This is a genomic window from Pseudomonas cavernicola (genome assembly GCF_003596405.1).
GTDB lineage: Bacteria > Pseudomonadota > Gammaproteobacteria > Pseudomonadales > Pseudomonadaceae > Aquipseudomonas > Aquipseudomonas cavernicola.
This window is the reverse complement of record NZ_QYUR01000002.1, coordinates 2,312,245-2,327,817: the sequence shown is the minus strand read 5'-3', so window position 1 is coordinate 2,327,817 and position 15,573 is coordinate 2,312,245. Positions and strand designations below refer to the sequence as shown.

Sequence of the window (15,573 nt, the reverse complement as noted above, 5' to 3'; positions counted from 1 at the left end):
CCCTTTTCTCTGTCTCATGCTTAGAAGCCCGGCCTCGCAGGCCGGTTGTTGGGCATCGCCGTTGGCTCAGCGCCAACCTACGCACGCAACGGTTTTGCGTGGTTCGGTAGGGTGGATTAGCCGCGTAGCAGCGTAATCCACCAAGCTGGCCGCTAGATAATGTCAGCGCGGATACAGAGGTGGCAGCGGGCTGGGTTCCTGCGTGCCAGCCAACGTGGCTTCCGCAGCGGGTAGCGCACGGATCGCTTTCCAGAGATCTTCACCCTGCCAGTATTGGCCGCTTTCGCTGTAGAGCGCACCGTTCAGACCATCGAGCGTCTCCGACAATGGGACGAAGCGTGCCGCCATATCGGCGAGGGTTTCCGGTTGCTGGCGGGCCCAGGCGTCTAGTGCCTGGCGGGTGGCCTGCGAATCATTGGCCAGACAGGCACGCTTGAGGTCGTCGAGCAGGCTGCGCGGGCTGGGACCATTCTGCGCTGCCCGGGATACTGCAGGTTGTCGGCGAGCATGCCACCAAAGGCCGAAGCCGAGCAGGGTGGTGCCGCTGAGCAGTGCGCAGGCTAATCGCCAAGGCCACAGCGATGGGCTATCGACTGGCACCGCTGAGGGCGCCGATCCCACTGGTGCTTCCACATCCAGTGTCGGGTTATTGGCCACCTCTAGCGTGCGCGCAGGCAGGCTGGTGCGTTCCAGGTGGTCTTCGTGGGTGTTCCACCAAACCACTTCCACGGCAGGGAGTTCGATACGCCCGCTGCGGTTAGGCACTAGGGCCTCGCGTTCTTCGCGACTGCCGATCAGGCCGCGTTCGTTGGCTTGATTGGATAGCTGGGGCTGATCTGGATAACGACGTAGACCATTCACCGCTGTGGCCGGTAGAGGCGGAAGTTGCGCGCTGGAGAGGCCTTCGACCTTGAGCATCAAGTTGCGTGTCAGGGAGTCGCCGACCTGTGTGTTGTTTGGCTCTGGACTCCAGGCCTCGGCGAGGCTCAGGGCGCGGGCCGGTAGCCAGGGGGCGTCGGCAGGGTAGTCGCTCGGCTTGGCTTTGACCGTCAGCGCAATAGCCGGGGACTCCACCCGCATCAATTTTCCGGGCCGCGGGCCGAAGGGTTGATAGTCGTTACTCCGTGTACGGTCTGCCGCGGTGGCGCTAAACAGCAGGGCGGGAATCTTCAGCTCGCCGCTTTGCTGTGGATAGATCGCATAACGCAACTCAATCACCCCGTGACGCACACCGTTGATCTCCTTCTCGTAGGTGCGCGGCTCCCCCAGTTGCTCGATGCGCGCCTCGGGGATTTGCAGTGGGGTCAGGCTGCTATCGTCGTACAGCGAAACCGAGTGGTAGATCCGCAGGGTCAGCACCGCCTGGGCCTGAACGTAGACGCTTTCCTGATCCAGGCTGGCATCGATAAAGACCGGCGCCACTTGGTTGCTGTCAGTGGGTTCGTCGGTCTTTAGTACTTGCAGGGTGATGGGCTTGGTTTCCACGTCACCCAGGCGCAACGGCGGAATGACCACTGGGCCACTGCGTTTCGGCTGCAGCGTGATCATCCAGCGGGTGGTGGCGCGTGCCTCACCGTCAAGGGTGGTCAGGCGGTTGAGCTGGCGGGTGCCGAGAACCTCGAACAACTCGCTCAGCGGAGTCAGGTCGGGTTTGCCGAACAGAGTGACGTCATCGGACTCGAGGGTCAGCTCGATGGTTTCACCTTCGCTCAGACGTGTGCGGTCAACGCTGGCGGAAAAACCCACAGCGCTGGCGTGCAGCGCCATAAGGCTAAGAAGAAGAGCGCAAAGCAGACGGGTCATCGGGGCTATTCCTGACGCTGTTGCTGTTCATACCAAAACTTACGTCGCAGCAGCTCGCCCGGGTCATCCGGAATCTGCCGCAACCACTGCTCCAGGGCCTGACGGCGTTCGCTGCCGAGGGCTTGGTGTGAGTTGGCTTGCGCCTGATTGGTCATGTTTTTGTCGCTGGGTTGGCCTGGCTGCGGGTCGCCCGTCTGGCTTTCAGGCTGGACTGTGGCCTTCGACTCGCCGTCTTCGCTGGTGGCCTCGCTCGGCTGGCTCTGGCTTGCCGATGGTTCATCCGATTCACCAGCTTGTGGCTGACCGGGCTGATTCTGCTGTTGTTGTGCCGCGTTGGCAGAGTCCTGCTGCTTTGCTTCTGCCGGTTGCTGTTGTTGGCGCAATAGTTGTTCGACCAAGGCTTTGTTCTTTAGTGCCGGTTGTAAATCGGGTTGACGCTCCAGTGCTTGCTCGTAGGCATCCAGCGCTGCTTCCAGCTCACCGCCTTTGGCTAGGGCATTGCCGCGGTTGTAGTGCTCGGCGGCCGTATCTCCGAGGGCAAAGTTCGAGGCAGCACCGACGTAGTCACCCGCCTGGTACAGCGCCAGTCCTTGCCATTGCGGGTTCTGGAAGTGTTGCGCGGCCTCAGCCGGGCGTTGGGCTTCGAGCAGACGCTGGCCCTGCTGGTCAGCGCGTAACCAGAGGTCGCTGAACTCAAAGGCATAGCTTGGCTGCGGGCTCAGTAGCAGCAATAGCGGCAGGCAGAACAGCCAACCGCGGCGGCCAGCGCAGGCGGCGAGTAGCAGCAGTGGCAAGAGCAGCCAATGGCCTTGATCGGCCCAGGTCGCCAGGCGCATAGGTTCCGCATCGCGCAGGCTCTGGGCGCCGTCGAGCAGGCCGAGGCTGCGTAAATCGCTGTCATCCAAGCGGGTGCTCATATAGCGCCCACCCAGGTCGCTGGCGAAGCGCTTGAGGCCAGCGCTATCCAGGCGTGGGAGCAGGATTGCCCCTTGCTCATCCTTAAGAAAACCGCCGTCCTCCTGGGCGATAGGTGCGCCCTGGGCGGTGCCAATGCCGAGAATTTGCAGGCGCTCGCCTTTGTCGCCGAGGGCGTGGCGGATGCCTTGGCGTTCTTGCTCGTCCAGGCTCGCCCCCATCAAGAGCAACCGCCCCTGGCCTTGCGCACCTTGCGCCAAGAGGGCCAGCGCCTTGCTGACGGCCAAGTCGGCGCGGTGGCCCGGTTCGGGCATGATCGAGGGTTTGAGCGATTCGAGCAGGTTGCGGGTCGTAGCCAGATCATCGGAAAGCGGCACCAGAGTATGCGCGCTGCCGGCAAAGACGACGATGGCGGTCTGGGCATCGCGGCGCGCTTCCAGCAAGTCCAGCAGTTTGCGCTTGGTGTGTTCCAGGCGAGTCGGTGTGACGTCGCTGGCGAGCATCGCCGGGGTCAACTCCAGAAGTACCACCAACGGGTCGGCGCGTTTCTGGCTGGCCTGTTCGACTCTTTGCCAGCCGGGACCAAGCAAGGCGAGCAGGGCCAGCAGCCAGGCGAGGCCGAGGGCAATCCAGGGTAGACGGCTGCCGCGGTTGTTGCCGCCACTCAGGAGTACGCCATGAAAGGCGGCCGGCAGCAGCATCTGCCAGCGTCCGACGCGCCGTTGACGATGCCAGAGGTGCCAGAGTAGCCAGCCCAGCAGCGGTAGGATGAGTAGCCAGAAGGGTCTCAACCAATGTGGCCAAAGGGCGATCATCTGCGCCTCCGCAGCCACTGTGGCCAGTTGGCCTGCAGTTGTAAACGGTGTTGTAAGCGTTGTTGTAAACGTTGCTGCAAGCGCTGTTGCAGCAGTTGTGGCCAGAGTGCGTGGGCGACTAGTAGCAGGCTGAGCAAGAGCGCGCCGGCCAGCGGCCAGCAGTAAAGTGCCAGCGTTGGGCGGGCCTGGGTCGGTTGCTGGGCTACCGGTTCAAGTTGGTCGAGGCTGGCTTCGATGGCTTTTAGTTCTTCGCTGTCGCGGGCGCGGAAGTACTGGCCGCCGGTCTGCTTGGCAATCGCCTGCAAGGTCGGCTCATCCAAATCCAGTCCCGGATTAAGACCGGGCAGGCCGAGTGCGCCGCCTTCTTCAGGATCGGCACCGATGCCAATCGGGTAAATCTTCACCCCTTCCTCGGCGGCCAAGCGGGCGGCAGTCAGCGGGTCGATCTCGCCACCGTTGTTCGCGCCGTCGGTGACCAGCACCAGTACGCGGCTTTCTGCCGGGCGCTGGCGCAGACGTTTTACCGCCAAACCAATGGCATCGCCGACGGCGGTGTTCTTGCCGGCGATGCCGATCAGCGCCTCGTCCAGCCAGGTGCGTACGGTATGGCGGTCGAAGGTCAGCGGGGCCTGGAGGTAGGCCTGGCTGCCGAACAGGATCAAGCCGACGCGATCGCCCTGGCGGCCCTCGACAAAGTCGCCGAGCAGGTGCTTGACCAGCGTCAGGCGGCTGACCTCGGCGCCGTCCCATTGCATGTCGGGGTAATCCATCGAGCCGGAAACATCCACGGCGAGCAACAAGTCGCGCCCGCTGGCGGCAAGCGGTAACGCCTCACCAACCCAGGCTGGGCGCGCCGCTGCGCTGAGCAGCAGCAGCCAGAGCAGGGCGAAGGGGGCTTGCTGACGCCAGGCCGGCAGATTGGCGCGCGCGCGCCGCCCAGCCAGGCCTTCAAGCTCATTGAGGAAGCTGACCTTGAGCGCCGCCTCACCGCTGTCGGCTTCAGGCAGCAGTAGCCGCAGCAGCCAGGGCAGGGGGGCGAGCAGGAAGATCCACAGCCAGATGAACTCAAACATGCTTACGAATCCAGGTGTCGACCGCTTGGTTGAGACCATCCACGGCCTTGTCGTCGAGCTTGCACTCCGGGCGGTAGGCGCCTTCCACCAGCACCATCCAGCGGGTCAGGCCGGCGGCCGGGCAACGGTTGTCGAGAAAGGCCAACCAGGCGCGACCGCTCAGGGTGTGGCTGTGATTGGCCGGGTAGTGGCTGCGGCACAGGCGCTTTAACAGTCCATTCAGTTGTTGCAGCCAAACACCGGCGGGAGCGCCGTCGTAAGGTTTGCGCAGTTGCGCCAGCTCGATCAGGGCGGCTTGGCGCAACGGGTCGAGGGGGAGTTCCGGCTGGGCTTTTTTGCGCAGCCAAGGTAGCCGTCGGCGCAGTCGCCACAGGCCCCAAAGCAGCACTGGCAGCAGCAGCGCAAGCAGCCACCAACCGGGTGCAGGTGGCCACCAGGGGATCGCGGGCGGGGCGATCAGGGGCTCCAACTGATCGAGGGGGTTCATTGCTGCTTCCTGGGGCGCTGAGCGTTCAGGTGATCGAGCAACTGCTCGACCATTTCGCCTTGGGTGCTCAGCGGCAACAGCGGCACCCCAAGTTTCTGGGCCAGTAGTTGCCAGTGGGTGCGGCGCGCCTCGCCCTGGGCGTGGTAAGCCTGACGCAGCTCAATGGAGTGCGTATCCAGCTCCAGCTGTGCACCGCGCTCGGTGAACTGCAGCAAGCCGGCGGCGGGAAGGGCGTGGTCGAGCGGGTCGGACAGCGGTAGCAGCAGCAAGTCAGTGTGGCGCGCGAGCAGGGATAGCTGTTGTTCAGTGCTCTCGGTAAGTGCGCGCTCATCGCAGAGCACGATTACCAGGCTGCCGGGGCGAAGTACCTCGCGAGCTCTGCGCAGAGCCAGCCCGAACGCGTCGCGGCCCGGCTGGGCTTCGGTATGCAAGGCCTGGTTCACACGTACCAGACGGTTGAGCAATTGCAGCAAGCTGTGTTTGCTACGCCGCGGTTTGATTTCGTGGTGTTCGTTGTCGCCGAATACCAGACCGCCGACTCGGTCGTTATGGCCCAGTGCGGCCCAGCCAATCAAGGCGGCAGCCTGCGCGGCGAGGACCGATTTGAACACCAGCCCCGAGCCGAAGAACAGTCGCTGGCTCTGTTCCACCAGGATGAAAATTGGCCGTTCGCGCTCTTCATGGAACAGCTTGGTGTGCGGCTCCTGGGTGCGTGCGGTGACGCGCCAGTCGATGGTGCGCACGTCGTCGCCGGCTTGATACACCCGCACCTGATCGAAGTCCACGCCACGCCCGCGCAGCTTGGAGTGGTGCAGGCCAATCAGCGGGCTACGTCGGGCGGGGGTCGAAAACAGCTGCACTTCGCGGACGCGATGGCGCATCTCGATCAGCTCGGCGAGGCTGACGCGAATTCCGGGTTCGGCGACGATGGGCGCTTGCATAGGGGCAGGGTTACTCAGGCTACGGCGACCACGTCGAGAATGCGTTGCAGCACCCGGTCCTGATCGATGCCTGCCGCTTCCGCTTCAAACGACAGAATGATGCGATGGCGCAACACATCGAACAGCACGGCCTGGATGTCTTCCGGGCTGACGAAGTCGCGCCCCGCTAGCCAGGCATGCGCCCGAGCACAGCGATCCAGCGCGATCGAGCCACGTGGGCTGGCGCCATAGGAAATCCAGTCGGCCATTTCCGGGTCGAATTTGCCTGGGTTGCGGGTGGCCACCACCAACTGCACCAGGTATTCCTCCACCGCGTCAGCCATGTAGAGACCGAGCACTTCTTTGCGCGCGGCGAAGATCGCCTGCTGGCTGACTTTGTGCTCGGGCTTGGTTTCGCCGTTGAGTGCTTCGCCACGGGCTTGCTGGAGGATCTTGCGTTCCACCGAGGCGTCAGGGAAGCCGATTTTCACATACATCAGGAAGCGGTCGAGTTGGGCCTCCGGCAGCGGGTAGGTGCCTTCCTGCTCGATCGGGTTCTGCGTCGCCATCACCAGGAACAGCGGGGACAGGTCATAAGTACTGCGCCCGACGCTGACCTGGCGCTCGGCCATGGCTTCCAGTAGCGCCGACTGGACCTTCGCCGGTGCGCGGTTGATCTCGTCGGCCAGCACCAGATTGTGAAAAATCGGCCCTTGTTGAAAGACGAAGCTGCCGGTTTCCGGGCGATAGATCTCCGTGCCAGTGATATCCGCCGGGAGCAAGTCGGGGGTGAACTGAATGCGATGGAATTGGGCTTCGATACCTTCGGCCAGTTCCTTGATCGCCTTGGTCTTGGCCAGACCGGGAGCCCCCTCGACCAGCATGTGGCCGTCGGCGAGCAGGGCAATCAGCAGTCTTTCTATGAGTTTTTCCTGGCCAAGGATCTGTGTTGACAGAAAATGTCGCAGCGCGACAAGCGCTTCACGGTGTTCCATCGTTAAGCTCTTCCGGGAAATATGACTGGCGAGTCGAGAGTGCCGCCTTAGTCTAAGGTTGCCACTTTAATGCAAGACGGGCTGCCTAGACTAACGTTGAACTACAGCATTCTTGAACCACGGCACGGTGTGGACGGTCATTTCTAGTTGAATAACAAGCCCAGCGGAGCACAACCATGGCGTTCTTTACGGCGGCCAGCAAAGCCGACTTCCAGCATCAACTGCAAGCGGCACTGGCGCAGCACGTTAGCGAGCAGGCGCTGCCACAAGTGGCCCTTTTCGCCGAGCAATTCTTCGGCATCATCGCCCTCGATGAGCTGACCCAGCGTCGGCTTTCCGACCTGGTTGGCTGCACCTTGTCGGCATGGCGGCTGTTAGAGCGCTTCGATCACGCCAAGCCCGAGGCGCGGGTGTTCAACCCCGATTACGAGAAGCACGGCTGGCAATCCACCCACACCGCGGTGGAAGTGCTGCATCCGGATATTCCGTTCCTGGTCGATTCGGTACGTATGGAGCTGAACCGCCGCGGCTACAGCATTCATACCTTACAAAACAGTGTGCTCAGCGTGCGCCGCAACAAGAAAGGCGAGCTGCTGGAAGTCCTGCCCAAAGGTACCCTGGGCAAGGATGTGCTGCAGGAATCCTTGATTTTCCTGGAGATCGACCGCAGCGCCAATGCCAATGAGTTGCGGACGCTGGAGCACGCCCTGCTGGAAGTGCTGGAAGAAGTGCGGGTGACGGTTGCCGACTTCCTGCCGATGCGCGCCAAGGCTGAGGAGCTGCTGGCCTGGCTGGGCAAGGCCAAATTGAAGGTAGATGTCGCCGAGTTGGCTGAAATCAAGGTGTTTCTGGAGTGGCTGCTGGACAATCACTTCACCTTCCTCGGCTACGAGGAGTTCACCGTGGCCGATGAGACTGATGGTGGGCACATTGTCTACGACGAGGCGTCGTTGCTGGGTCTGTCCAAGCGTCTGCGCGCCGGGCTGACGAAAGAAGATCTGCACATTGAGTCTTACGCGGTGAAGTACCTGCGTGAGCCGGTGCTGCTGTCCTTTGCCAAGGCTGCACAGCCGAGCCGTGTACACCGCCCGGCTTACCCGGATTTCGTCTCTATCCGCGAATTGGATGCCAAGGGCAAGGTGATCAAGGAATGCCGCTTCCTGGGCATCTACACCTCCATCTCTTATAGCGAAAGCGTGCGCGAGATTCCGTACATCCGCCGCAAAGTCGCCGAGGTCGAGCAGCGCTCCGGTTTCACCGCGCAGGGGCACCTGGGCAAAGAATTGGTCAAGGTGCTGGAAGTGCTGCCCCGCGATGACTTGTTCCAGACCCCGGTGGACGAGTTGTACAGCACCTCCCTGGCGATCGTGCAGATTCAGGAGCGCAACAAGATCCGCCTGTTCCTGCGCGCGGATCCGTACGGTCGTTTCGTTTACGCCTTGGCTTATGTGCCGCGTGATGTCTACTCCACCGAAACCCGCATGCGCATCCAACAGGTGCTGGTCGACCGCCTGCAGGCGACCGATTGCGAGTTCTGGACCTACTTCTCCGAGTCGGTACTGGCGCGGGTGCAGTTCATTCTGCGCATCGACCCGAAGACCAAGCTGCAGATCGACCCGCAACAGATCGAGCGCGAGGTCATTCAGGCCTGCCGTTCCTGGAAGGACGATTATGCCGGGTTAGTGGTGGAGAGCTTCGGCGAGGCGAAAGGCACCAAGGTGCTGGCCGACATCCCGAAAAGCTTTCCGGCCGGCTATCGCGAGCGCTTCGCGCCGCATTCGGCGGTCGTCGACATGCAGCACCTGCTCAGCCTGTCGGATGAACGCCCGCTGGTGATGAGTTTCTACCAGCCGCTGACTGCCGGCGAGCAGCAGTTGCACTGCAAGCTCTATCACGCCGACACGCCGCTGGCGCTGTCGGATGTTCTGCCGATTCTGGAAAATCTCGGCCTGCGCGTCCTCGGCGAATTCCCTTACCGCTTGCTGCACCAGAGTGGCCGCGAGTTCTGGATTCACGACTTCGCCTTCACCCCCCACGTTGAACGGCAGGGTGAAGTGTTGGAGGTAGATATCCAGCAGCTCAATGACACACTGCAGGATGCCTTCGTGCAGATCGTCGGTGGCGCCGCAGAGAACGATGCCTTCAACCGCCTGGTCCTGACCGCCGCGATGCCTTGGCGTGACGTGGCGCTGCTGCGGGCCTACGCGCGTTACCTGAAACAGATCCGCCTGGGCTTTGACCTCAGCTATATCGCCAACACCTTGCTCAACCATGTCGATATCGCCAAGGAGCTGGTGCGGCTGTTCAAAACCCGTTTCTACCTGGCGCGCAAGCTGACCGCGGACGATCTGGCGGACAAGCAGCAGCGTCTTGAGCAAGCGATTCTGAGTGCGCTGGATGATGTGGCGGTGCTCAACGAAGACCGCATCCTGCGGCGTTACCTGGATCTGATCAAAGCCACGCTGCGGACCAACTTCTACCAAACCGATGCCCACGGTCAGAACAAGTCCTACTTCAGCTTCAAATTCAACCCGCGGGCGATTCCAGAACTGCCGAAACCGGTGCCGATGTTCGAGATCTTCGTCTATTCGCCGCGGGTCGAGGGCGTGCATCTGCGTGGCGGCAAGGTCGCCCGCGGCGGGCTGCGCTGGTCCGACCGGGAAGAAGACTTCCGTACCGAAGTGCTCGGCCTGGTCAAAGCCCAGCAGGTGAAGAACGCGGTGATCGTGCCGGTCGGCGCCAAGGGCGGTTTCATTCCGCGCCGCCTGCCGATCGGCGGCTCGCGCGACGAGATTCAGGCCGAAGGCATCGCCTGCTACCGCATCTTCATCTCCGGCCTGCTGGATATCACCGACAATCTGAAAGAGGGTGCAGTGGTGCCGCCGCTCAACGTGGTGCGGCATGACGCAGACGATCCGTACTTGGTCGTCGCGGCAGACAAGGGCACGGCGACCTTCTCCGATATCGCCAACGGTATCGCCGCGGAATATGGCTTCTGGCTCGGCGATGCGTTCGCCTCGGGGGGCTCTGCCGGTTACGACCACAAAGGCATGGGGATCACCGCCAAAGGCGGCTGGGTCTCGGTGCAGCGGCACTTCCGTGAGCGTGGGATCGACGTGCAAAAGGATCACACCACGGTGATCGGCATCGGCGACATGGCCGGTGACGTGTTCGGTAACGGTCTGCTGCTGTCGGACAAGTTGCAGATGGTCGCGGCCTTCAACCACCAGCACATCTTCATCGACCCCAATCCGGATGCGGCCAAGAGCTTCGTCGAGCGCCAGCGTCTGTTCGATCTGCCGCGCTCGAGCTGGGCAGATTACGACGCCACGCTGATTTCCGCCGGTGGTGGCATCTTCCTGCGCGCCGCGAAGAGCATCGCGATCAGCGATGAGATGAAGGAACGTTTCGACATTAGCGCCGACAAGCTGCCGCCGACGGAGTTGCTCAATGCGCTGCTGAAGGCACCGGTTGATCTGCTGTGGAACGGTGGTATCGGTACTTACGTCAAGTCCAGCAATGAAAGCCACGTCGACGTCGGCGATAAGGCTAACGACGCCCTGCGGGTCGATGGTTGCGAGTTGCGCGCCAGGGTGGTGGGTGAGGGCGGTAACCTCGGCATGACCCAACTTGGGCGTGTCGAGTTCGGCCTCAACGGTGGCGCGAGCAACACCGACTTTATCGACAACGCCGGCGGCGTGGACTGCTCCGACCATGAAGTGAATATCAAGATCCTGCTCAACGAAATCGTTGCCGCTGGTGATATGACCGGTAAGCAGCGCAACAAGCTGCTGGCCGAGATGACTGACGCCGTCGGCAATCTGGTATTGGGCAACAACTACAAGCAGACCCAGGCGCTGTCGCTGGCCCAGCGTCGGGCCCGTGAGCGGATCGGCGAATACAAGCGCCTGATCGTGGCGCTGGAGAACGACGGCAAATTGGACCGGGCGATGGAGTTCCTGCCATCTGACGAATTGCTTGCCGAGCGCATCGCCAACGGCCAGGGCCTGACTCGGCCGGAGCTGTCGGTACTGATTTCCTATAGCAAAATCGACCTCAAGGAGTCGCTGCTGAAGTCCCTGGTGCCGGACGATGATTATCTGGCCTGTGAGATGGAAACCGCCTTCCCGCCGTTGTTGACGAAGAAATTCGCTGAGCCCATGCGTCGTCACCGTCTGAAGCGCGAGATCGTCAGCACCCAGATCGCCAACGATCTGGTCAACCATATGGGTATCACCTTCGTGCAGCGCTTGAAGGAGTCCACCGGCATGAGTGCGGCGAACGTCGCCGGGGCTTATGTCATCGTCCGCGATGTGTTCCGCCTGCCGCACTGGTGGAAGCAGATCGAGGCGCTGGACTACCAAGTACCGGCCGAGCTGCAATTGCAGTTGATGGACGAGTTGATGCGCCTCGGTCGCCGTGCCACCCGCTGGTTCCTGCGTAGCCGTCGCAATGAGCTGGATGCCGCGCGTGATGTCGCTCACTTCGCTCCACGCATTGAGGCGCTGGCCGGGCGTCTTGATGAGTTGCTCGAAGGCCCTGCGCGTGAGCAGTGGCTGGCGCGCTTCCAGGGCTACGTCGAAGCCGGTGCACCGGAGGAACTGGCGCGAGTAGTGGCGGGAACCAGTCATCTGTACACGCTGCTGCCGATCATCGAAGCCGCGGATGTCACCGGGCAGGAACCTGCTCAAGTGGCGGCGGCGTACTTCGCGGTCGGCGGTGCGCTGGATCTGTCCTGGTATCTGCAGCAGATCACCAGCTTGCCGGTGGAAAACAACTGGCAGGCGCTGGCGCGGGAAGCCTTCCGCGACGATCTGGACTGGCAGCAACGGGCAATCACCGTCTCGGTCCTGCAAATGGCCGATGGCCCGGCGGATATCGAGGCGCGTGCAGCGCTTTGGCTGGAGCAGCATCGTCCGCTGGTCGAGCGCTGGCGTGCCATGCTCACCGAACTGCGTGCGACGAGCGCTACCGACTACGCGATGTATGCGGTGGCTAACCGTGAGCTACTCGACCTAGCGCAGAGCAGCCAGCATGGAACCTGTATTCCTTGATGGGCTAGCTCGCAGACTTGGTTGAATAAACCACGTTGAAACACCCGGAGCCCCGCCTAGTGCGGGGTTTTTTATTGCGGGTGGATTGAGGCGCAGGCGCAGATGGGTTGCTGTGGATCAGCCCGTCGCAGATTTCAGGCTTTCAGCTGGCGCAGGTAAGCCACCACATCCGGTGCGCCAGCCAGGCGCAAACCTTCGCCGAGGGCGGTGGCCTCCGGGTTGTGTTTCGGCAGCAGTAGGAACTCCGGGGCGCCAGGATTGCGCAGCAGTGAGAGGCGCGCATAGGGCAGGCCGTTATCCAGCAGCAGCCCCATAAAGGCTGGATCGCTCCAGGCTTGCACTGGCATGGCCAGCACGTGATAGCGCTCTTGCAGTTCGTCGAGCCCGCTGGGGCGCAAGCGATAGTAGGTCAGCTCGGCTGGTAGGGTTACCTCCAGGCCACGCCGGCGGGCGTAGGCGATGGCGCAGGCGAACGCTTCAACATGGTGCTCGCCAGCCCAGAACATGCGTTTGCCGTACCAGCTGGCCTGACGCAGGCTGATCCGCTCGCCGCCGAGGAAGCGCGGTAAGGCTTGGCTGATGGTTTTGACGAAATCCTTGTAGCTGATGATGCGTATGCCGCGACAGGCTGGCGTTGCGCTGTAGTCCTCGAAGCTGGCGTAGGGTTGCGCATCCGGGTCACTGCCACAAAGGCCGTCGATCAGGCGCAGGTCGAAGGAATTCAGCTGTTGCTGTTCCTGCTCTATCACGCGGATCAACATGGAGTGGGCTTGCGCCTTGTCCTCTTGAACCGGGCCGGAGAGGGCGTTACGCGGTAAGTCGACCAAGCGCTGCAGCGGTGGGCCGGTGTGCCACCAGATTTGTTCGTGGGGTTGCGGTAACGGTTGGAACGGCAACCGTAAGACGCTGGCACGTTCCAGTACCTGGCGTGGCGCACGGCTGGTCAGGCCCAGGCGTTGGGCGAGTGCCGTCAGGCGGGCGGTCAGCGTTGTGGGTTGCTCGGTCAGACTCATGGCCAGATGCGAATTCCAGGGTCACCGTTGCCAGTGTGGCAGACGAAAACGCCCGTTGCACAGCCTTTGCTGGCCAAGTGACGGTTGCGGCCGCCTGTCCTGGGTGCCACGTGTGGCAATATTGCCGCGGTCATTTACGAGGAAGCCTCCATGCCCAGCCTGGAGCTGGATATTGCCTTATCCGCTGAACGTTTGCGTGCGGTCTATCTGGGCCATGCCAATCGCGTCTTGTTACACAGTCGTGACGGTCGGCGCGTCAGTTTGCCAGCTCGTCATTTGCGGCCTTTTCTAACCCATGAAGGCGTTTACGGCTCCTTTGAGCTGGACTTCAGTGTCGCCGGTGAGCTGTTGAGCTTGCGTCGCGTGGGCTGATCGGTTGAGGTTGCCTCGCCTGTAGGGGCTGCGGGCGGCTATAATCGCCGGCCTACCTTTCCAGCCATTAACGAGCTAAGCCTGCCCATGTATACCCTGGCCCGCGAGCTGCTGTTCAACCTGTCCCCGGAAACCTCTCACGAGCTGTCTATTGACCTGATCGGCGCCGGTGGCCGTCTGGGTTTGAATGGTCTGTTGAGCAAGGCGCCGGCCAGCCTGCCGGTGCGCGTGATGGGGTTGGACTTCCCGAATCCGGTGGGTTTGGCTGCTGGCCTGGATAAGAACGGCGATGCCATCGACGGCTTTGCGCAACTGGGTTTTGGTTTCGTCGAAATCGGAACCGTCACTCCACGTCCGCAGCCGGGTAACCCCAAGCCACGGTTATTCCGTTTGCCGCAAGCCGAAGCGATCATCAACCGCATGGGCTTCAACAACCATGGTGTCGATCATCTGTTGGCGCGGGTCAAAGCCGCTAAGTTCACCGGCGTGCTCGGTATCAATATCGGCAAGAATTTCGATACGCCGGTCGAGCGCGCGGTGGACGATTACTTGCTGTGCCTGGACAAGGTCTATGCCCACGCCAGCTACGTCACTGTCAACGTCAGTTCGCCGAACACCCCCGGCTTGCGCAGCTTGCAGTTTGGCGACTCGCTGAAACAGTTGCTCGAAGCCCTGCGCAAACGTCAGGAGGACCTCGCTCTGCAGCACGGCAAGCGGGTCCCGCTGGCGATCAAGATTGCTCCGGATATGACTGATGCAGAGATTGTCGAGGTCGCTGCAGCGTTGCTGGACTCGGGTATGGATGCGGTGATTGCGACTAACACCACCCTCGGGCGCGAGGGTGTCGAAGGTTTGCCGTTTGGCGATGAGGCCGGAGGCCTGTCTGGCGCACCGGTGCGCGACAAGAGTACGCATACGGTACAAGTGCTGGCGGCTGAGTTGGCGGGGCGTCTGCCGATTATTGCCGTTGGCGGTATCACAGAAGGTAAACACGCGGCTGAGAAGATCGCCGCCGGAGCCAGCTTGGTGCAGATTTATTCCGGCTTTATCTACAAGGGCCCGGCGCTGATTCGCGAAGCGGTGGATGCCATCGCGGCGCTGCCGCGTCAGTAACCTAAGAACCTGTTCAAGATCGTCGCGAGCGCAGGTCAGGCAAGGCGCAACGCAGCGAAGTGGAGTAACAGCCGAAGGCTGGCCCGCAGGGCGAGCGTAGCGAGTCAAACAGGCGAGGAAGCGGAGTTTACGAGTGGTAAATGAGCATTCCGAGCCTGTTTTCAACGTAGCATGGCCAAGCGCAGCAGATGTTGAATAGGTTCTAAAACGACAGGCAATAAAAAGGGCTCCCTTAAGGAGCCCTTGGGCTCTCGCCCGCCGCCCGGATGGGGCGTGCATGGTAAAGCGGAGTCGGTGTGATCCTGATCAGCCGACAGCGTGAAGTTCGTTGAGTCGATGGATACCGGCTGTACCGGTCATGCCGTCCCATTGGTCGCCGCGACCCTCGCGCCAGCCGTTAATCCAGGCTTGGCGTACGGACGGAAGGGTGAATGGACACAGTTCGCGAGATTTGCCATGGATGCCATATTGATAACCGCGCAAAAACGCTCTTTCTAAAGGATCACGCTTAAGTCTTCTCATAGGGTGTTGCCCTCACTTGTTGACTGTTATGTCCTATTAGCCCCGTGTCGGGGCCTGGTAGAAAGCTTCTACCAGTAGAGCCCGCTGCCGGCGTCGCGGGTCTCCTGCCGTCACCATTGCGGCGTTGGCCTGAGTTGATTTCTATCGAATGACACCGGCCGTGGGAATGATCGTTTTGTCATAAGCACGTAACGTTTTTAGGAGTGAGGCCATAAGGCTTGAGCCGCCGCTCCTGAGCTTTTTGCCTAAACTCAGGCGGCATGGGGGGCGCAGGCGGCTATGAGGTCGATCTGCCATCGCGAATATTTCGCGGCTGCACCCTGTATTTATTCCGACGAAGGGTCGCGTTGTCACTCTTTGTCCCTTATTAAGCTTTGCCCAGCTGTTCGAAAATTATACAGAGCAGCGCGTGTTTGAATCGAACACACTAAGTCTGGTGGCAGCAGGCGCGGCGTGGGGCTAGCTACGAGGCTCCCTGCAAGTTGCAACGC

General features: G+C 61.7%; 11 protein-coding genes. 3 read left to right on the top strand and 8 right to left on the bottom strand.

Annotated elements, in window-relative coordinates; all coding sequences use genetic code 11:
* Nucleotides 1-162: 162 nt before the first annotated feature.
* Genes D3879_RS11130 through D3879_RS11105 form a run of 6 tightly spaced genes read right to left on the bottom strand, consistent with a single transcriptional unit; the run spans nt 163 to nt 7,008 of the window.
* Nucleotides 163-1,803 (bottom strand): BatD family protein, encoded by a 1,641-nt coding sequence (locus D3879_RS11130; RefSeq protein ID WP_119954305.1) that lies wholly within the window; start codon nt 1,801-1,803, stop codon nt 163-165.
* A 5-nt stretch (nt 1,804-1,808) separates the two neighbouring features.
* Nucleotides 1,809-3,533 carry a VWA domain-containing protein gene (locus D3879_RS11125; protein ID WP_119954304.1) on the bottom strand — a complete coding sequence of 575 codons (1,725 nt, stop codon included), beginning with the start codon at nt 3,531-3,533 and terminating at the stop codon, nt 1,809-1,811.
* Nucleotides 3,530-4,606 carry a vWA domain-containing protein gene (locus D3879_RS11120; protein ID WP_119954303.1) on the bottom strand — a complete coding sequence of 359 codons (1,077 nt, stop codon included), beginning with the start codon at nt 4,604-4,606 and terminating at the stop codon, nt 3,530-3,532. The genes D3879_RS11125 and D3879_RS11120 overlap by 4 nt, the downstream gene beginning before the upstream one ends.
* Complete coding sequence (locus tag D3879_RS11115) at nt 4,599-5,093, bottom strand: DUF4381 domain-containing protein (RefSeq protein WP_119954302.1); 495 nt, start codon at nt 5,091-5,093, stop codon at nt 4,599-4,601. The genes D3879_RS11120 and D3879_RS11115 overlap by 8 nt, the downstream gene beginning before the upstream one ends.
* Nucleotides 5,090-6,034 carry a DUF58 domain-containing protein gene (locus D3879_RS11110; RefSeq protein ID WP_119954301.1) on the bottom strand — a complete coding sequence of 315 codons (945 nt, stop codon included), beginning with the start codon at nt 6,032-6,034 and terminating at the stop codon, nt 5,090-5,092. The genes D3879_RS11115 and D3879_RS11110 overlap by 4 nt, the downstream gene beginning before the upstream one ends.
* A gap of 14 nt (nt 6,035-6,048) precedes the next feature.
* Nucleotides 6,049-7,008 carry an AAA family ATPase gene (locus tag D3879_RS11105; RefSeq protein ID WP_119954300.1) on the bottom strand — a complete coding sequence of 320 codons (960 nt, stop codon included), beginning with the start codon at nt 7,006-7,008 and terminating at the stop codon, nt 6,049-6,051.
* Between the two features lie 176 nt (nt 7,009-7,184).
* On the opposite strand from D3879_RS11105, the gene D3879_RS11100 reads away from it, so the two are divergent.
* Nucleotides 7,185-12,062, top strand: coding sequence for an NAD-glutamate dehydrogenase (locus tag D3879_RS11100; protein WP_119954299.1), 4,878 nt, complete (start codon nt 7,185-7,187; stop codon nt 12,060-12,062).
* A 134-nt stretch (nt 12,063-12,196) separates the two neighbouring features.
* Here D3879_RS11100 and D3879_RS11095 read toward each other — a convergent pair whose 3' ends face one another.
* Nucleotides 12,197-13,075 carry a DUF6685 family protein gene (locus D3879_RS11095; RefSeq protein ID WP_119954298.1) on the bottom strand — a complete coding sequence of 293 codons (879 nt, stop codon included), beginning with the start codon at nt 13,073-13,075 and terminating at the stop codon, nt 12,197-12,199.
* Nucleotides 13,076-13,225: 150 nt separating this feature from the next.
* Here D3879_RS11095 and D3879_RS11090 point away from each other — a divergent pair, with 150 nt between their 5' ends.
* A complete protein-coding gene (locus tag D3879_RS11090; RefSeq protein ID WP_119954297.1) occupies nt 13,226-13,447 on the top strand; it encodes a DUF2835 domain-containing protein in 222 nt (73 codons plus the stop codon).
* 87 nt (nt 13,448-13,534) lie between these two features.
* On the top strand, nt 13,535-14,560 hold the full coding sequence (locus D3879_RS11085) for a quinone-dependent dihydroorotate dehydrogenase (RefSeq protein ID WP_119954296.1): 1,026 nt from the start codon (nt 13,535-13,537) through the stop codon (nt 14,558-14,560).
* A gap of 306 nt (nt 14,561-14,866) precedes the next feature.
* Here the strand turns inward: D3879_RS11085 and rmf are convergent, their stop codons facing one another.
* Nucleotides 14,867-15,082: a ribosome modulation factor gene (gene rmf / locus D3879_RS11080; protein ID WP_119954295.1), complete on the bottom strand. Its 216-nt coding sequence runs from the start codon at nt 15,080-15,082 to the stop codon at nt 14,867-14,869.
* Nucleotides 15,083-15,573 lie beyond the last annotated feature (491 nt).

Coding starts and splice junctions, on each gene's coding strand:
- D3879_RS11130 (WP_119954305.1), bottom strand. CDS start 1,803: ATGACCCGTCTGCTTTGCGCTCTTCTTCTTAGCCTTATGGCGCTGCAC.
- D3879_RS11125 (WP_119954304.1), bottom strand. CDS start 3,533: ATGATCGCCCTTTGGCCACATTGGTTGAGACCCTTCTGGCTACTCATC.
- D3879_RS11120 (WP_119954303.1), bottom strand. CDS start 4,606: ATGTTTGAGTTCATCTGGCTGTGGATCTTCCTGCTCGCCCCCCTGCCC.
- D3879_RS11115 (WP_119954302.1), bottom strand. CDS start 5,093: ATGAACCCCCTCGATCAGTTGGAGCCCCTGATCGCCCCGCCCGCGATC.
- D3879_RS11110 (WP_119954301.1), bottom strand. CDS start 6,034: ATGCAAGCGCCCATCGTCGCCGAACCCGGAATTCGCGTCAGCCTCGCC.
- D3879_RS11105 (WP_119954300.1), bottom strand. CDS start 7,008: ATGGAACACCGTGAAGCGCTTGTCGCGCTGCGACATTTTCTGTCAACA.
- D3879_RS11100 (WP_119954299.1), top strand. CDS start 7,185: ATGGCGTTCTTTACGGCGGCCAGCAAAGCCGACTTCCAGCATCAACTG.
- D3879_RS11095 (WP_119954298.1), bottom strand. CDS start 13,075: ATGAGTCTGACCGAGCAACCCACAACGCTGACCGCCCGCCTGACGGCA.
- D3879_RS11090 (WP_119954297.1), top strand. CDS start 13,226: ATGCCCAGCCTGGAGCTGGATATTGCCTTATCCGCTGAACGTTTGCGT.
- D3879_RS11085 (WP_119954296.1), top strand. CDS start 13,535: ATGTATACCCTGGCCCGCGAGCTGCTGTTCAACCTGTCCCCGGAAACC.
- rmf (WP_119954295.1), bottom strand. CDS start 15,082: ATGAGAAGACTTAAGCGTGATCCTTTAGAAAGAGCGTTTTTGCGCGGT.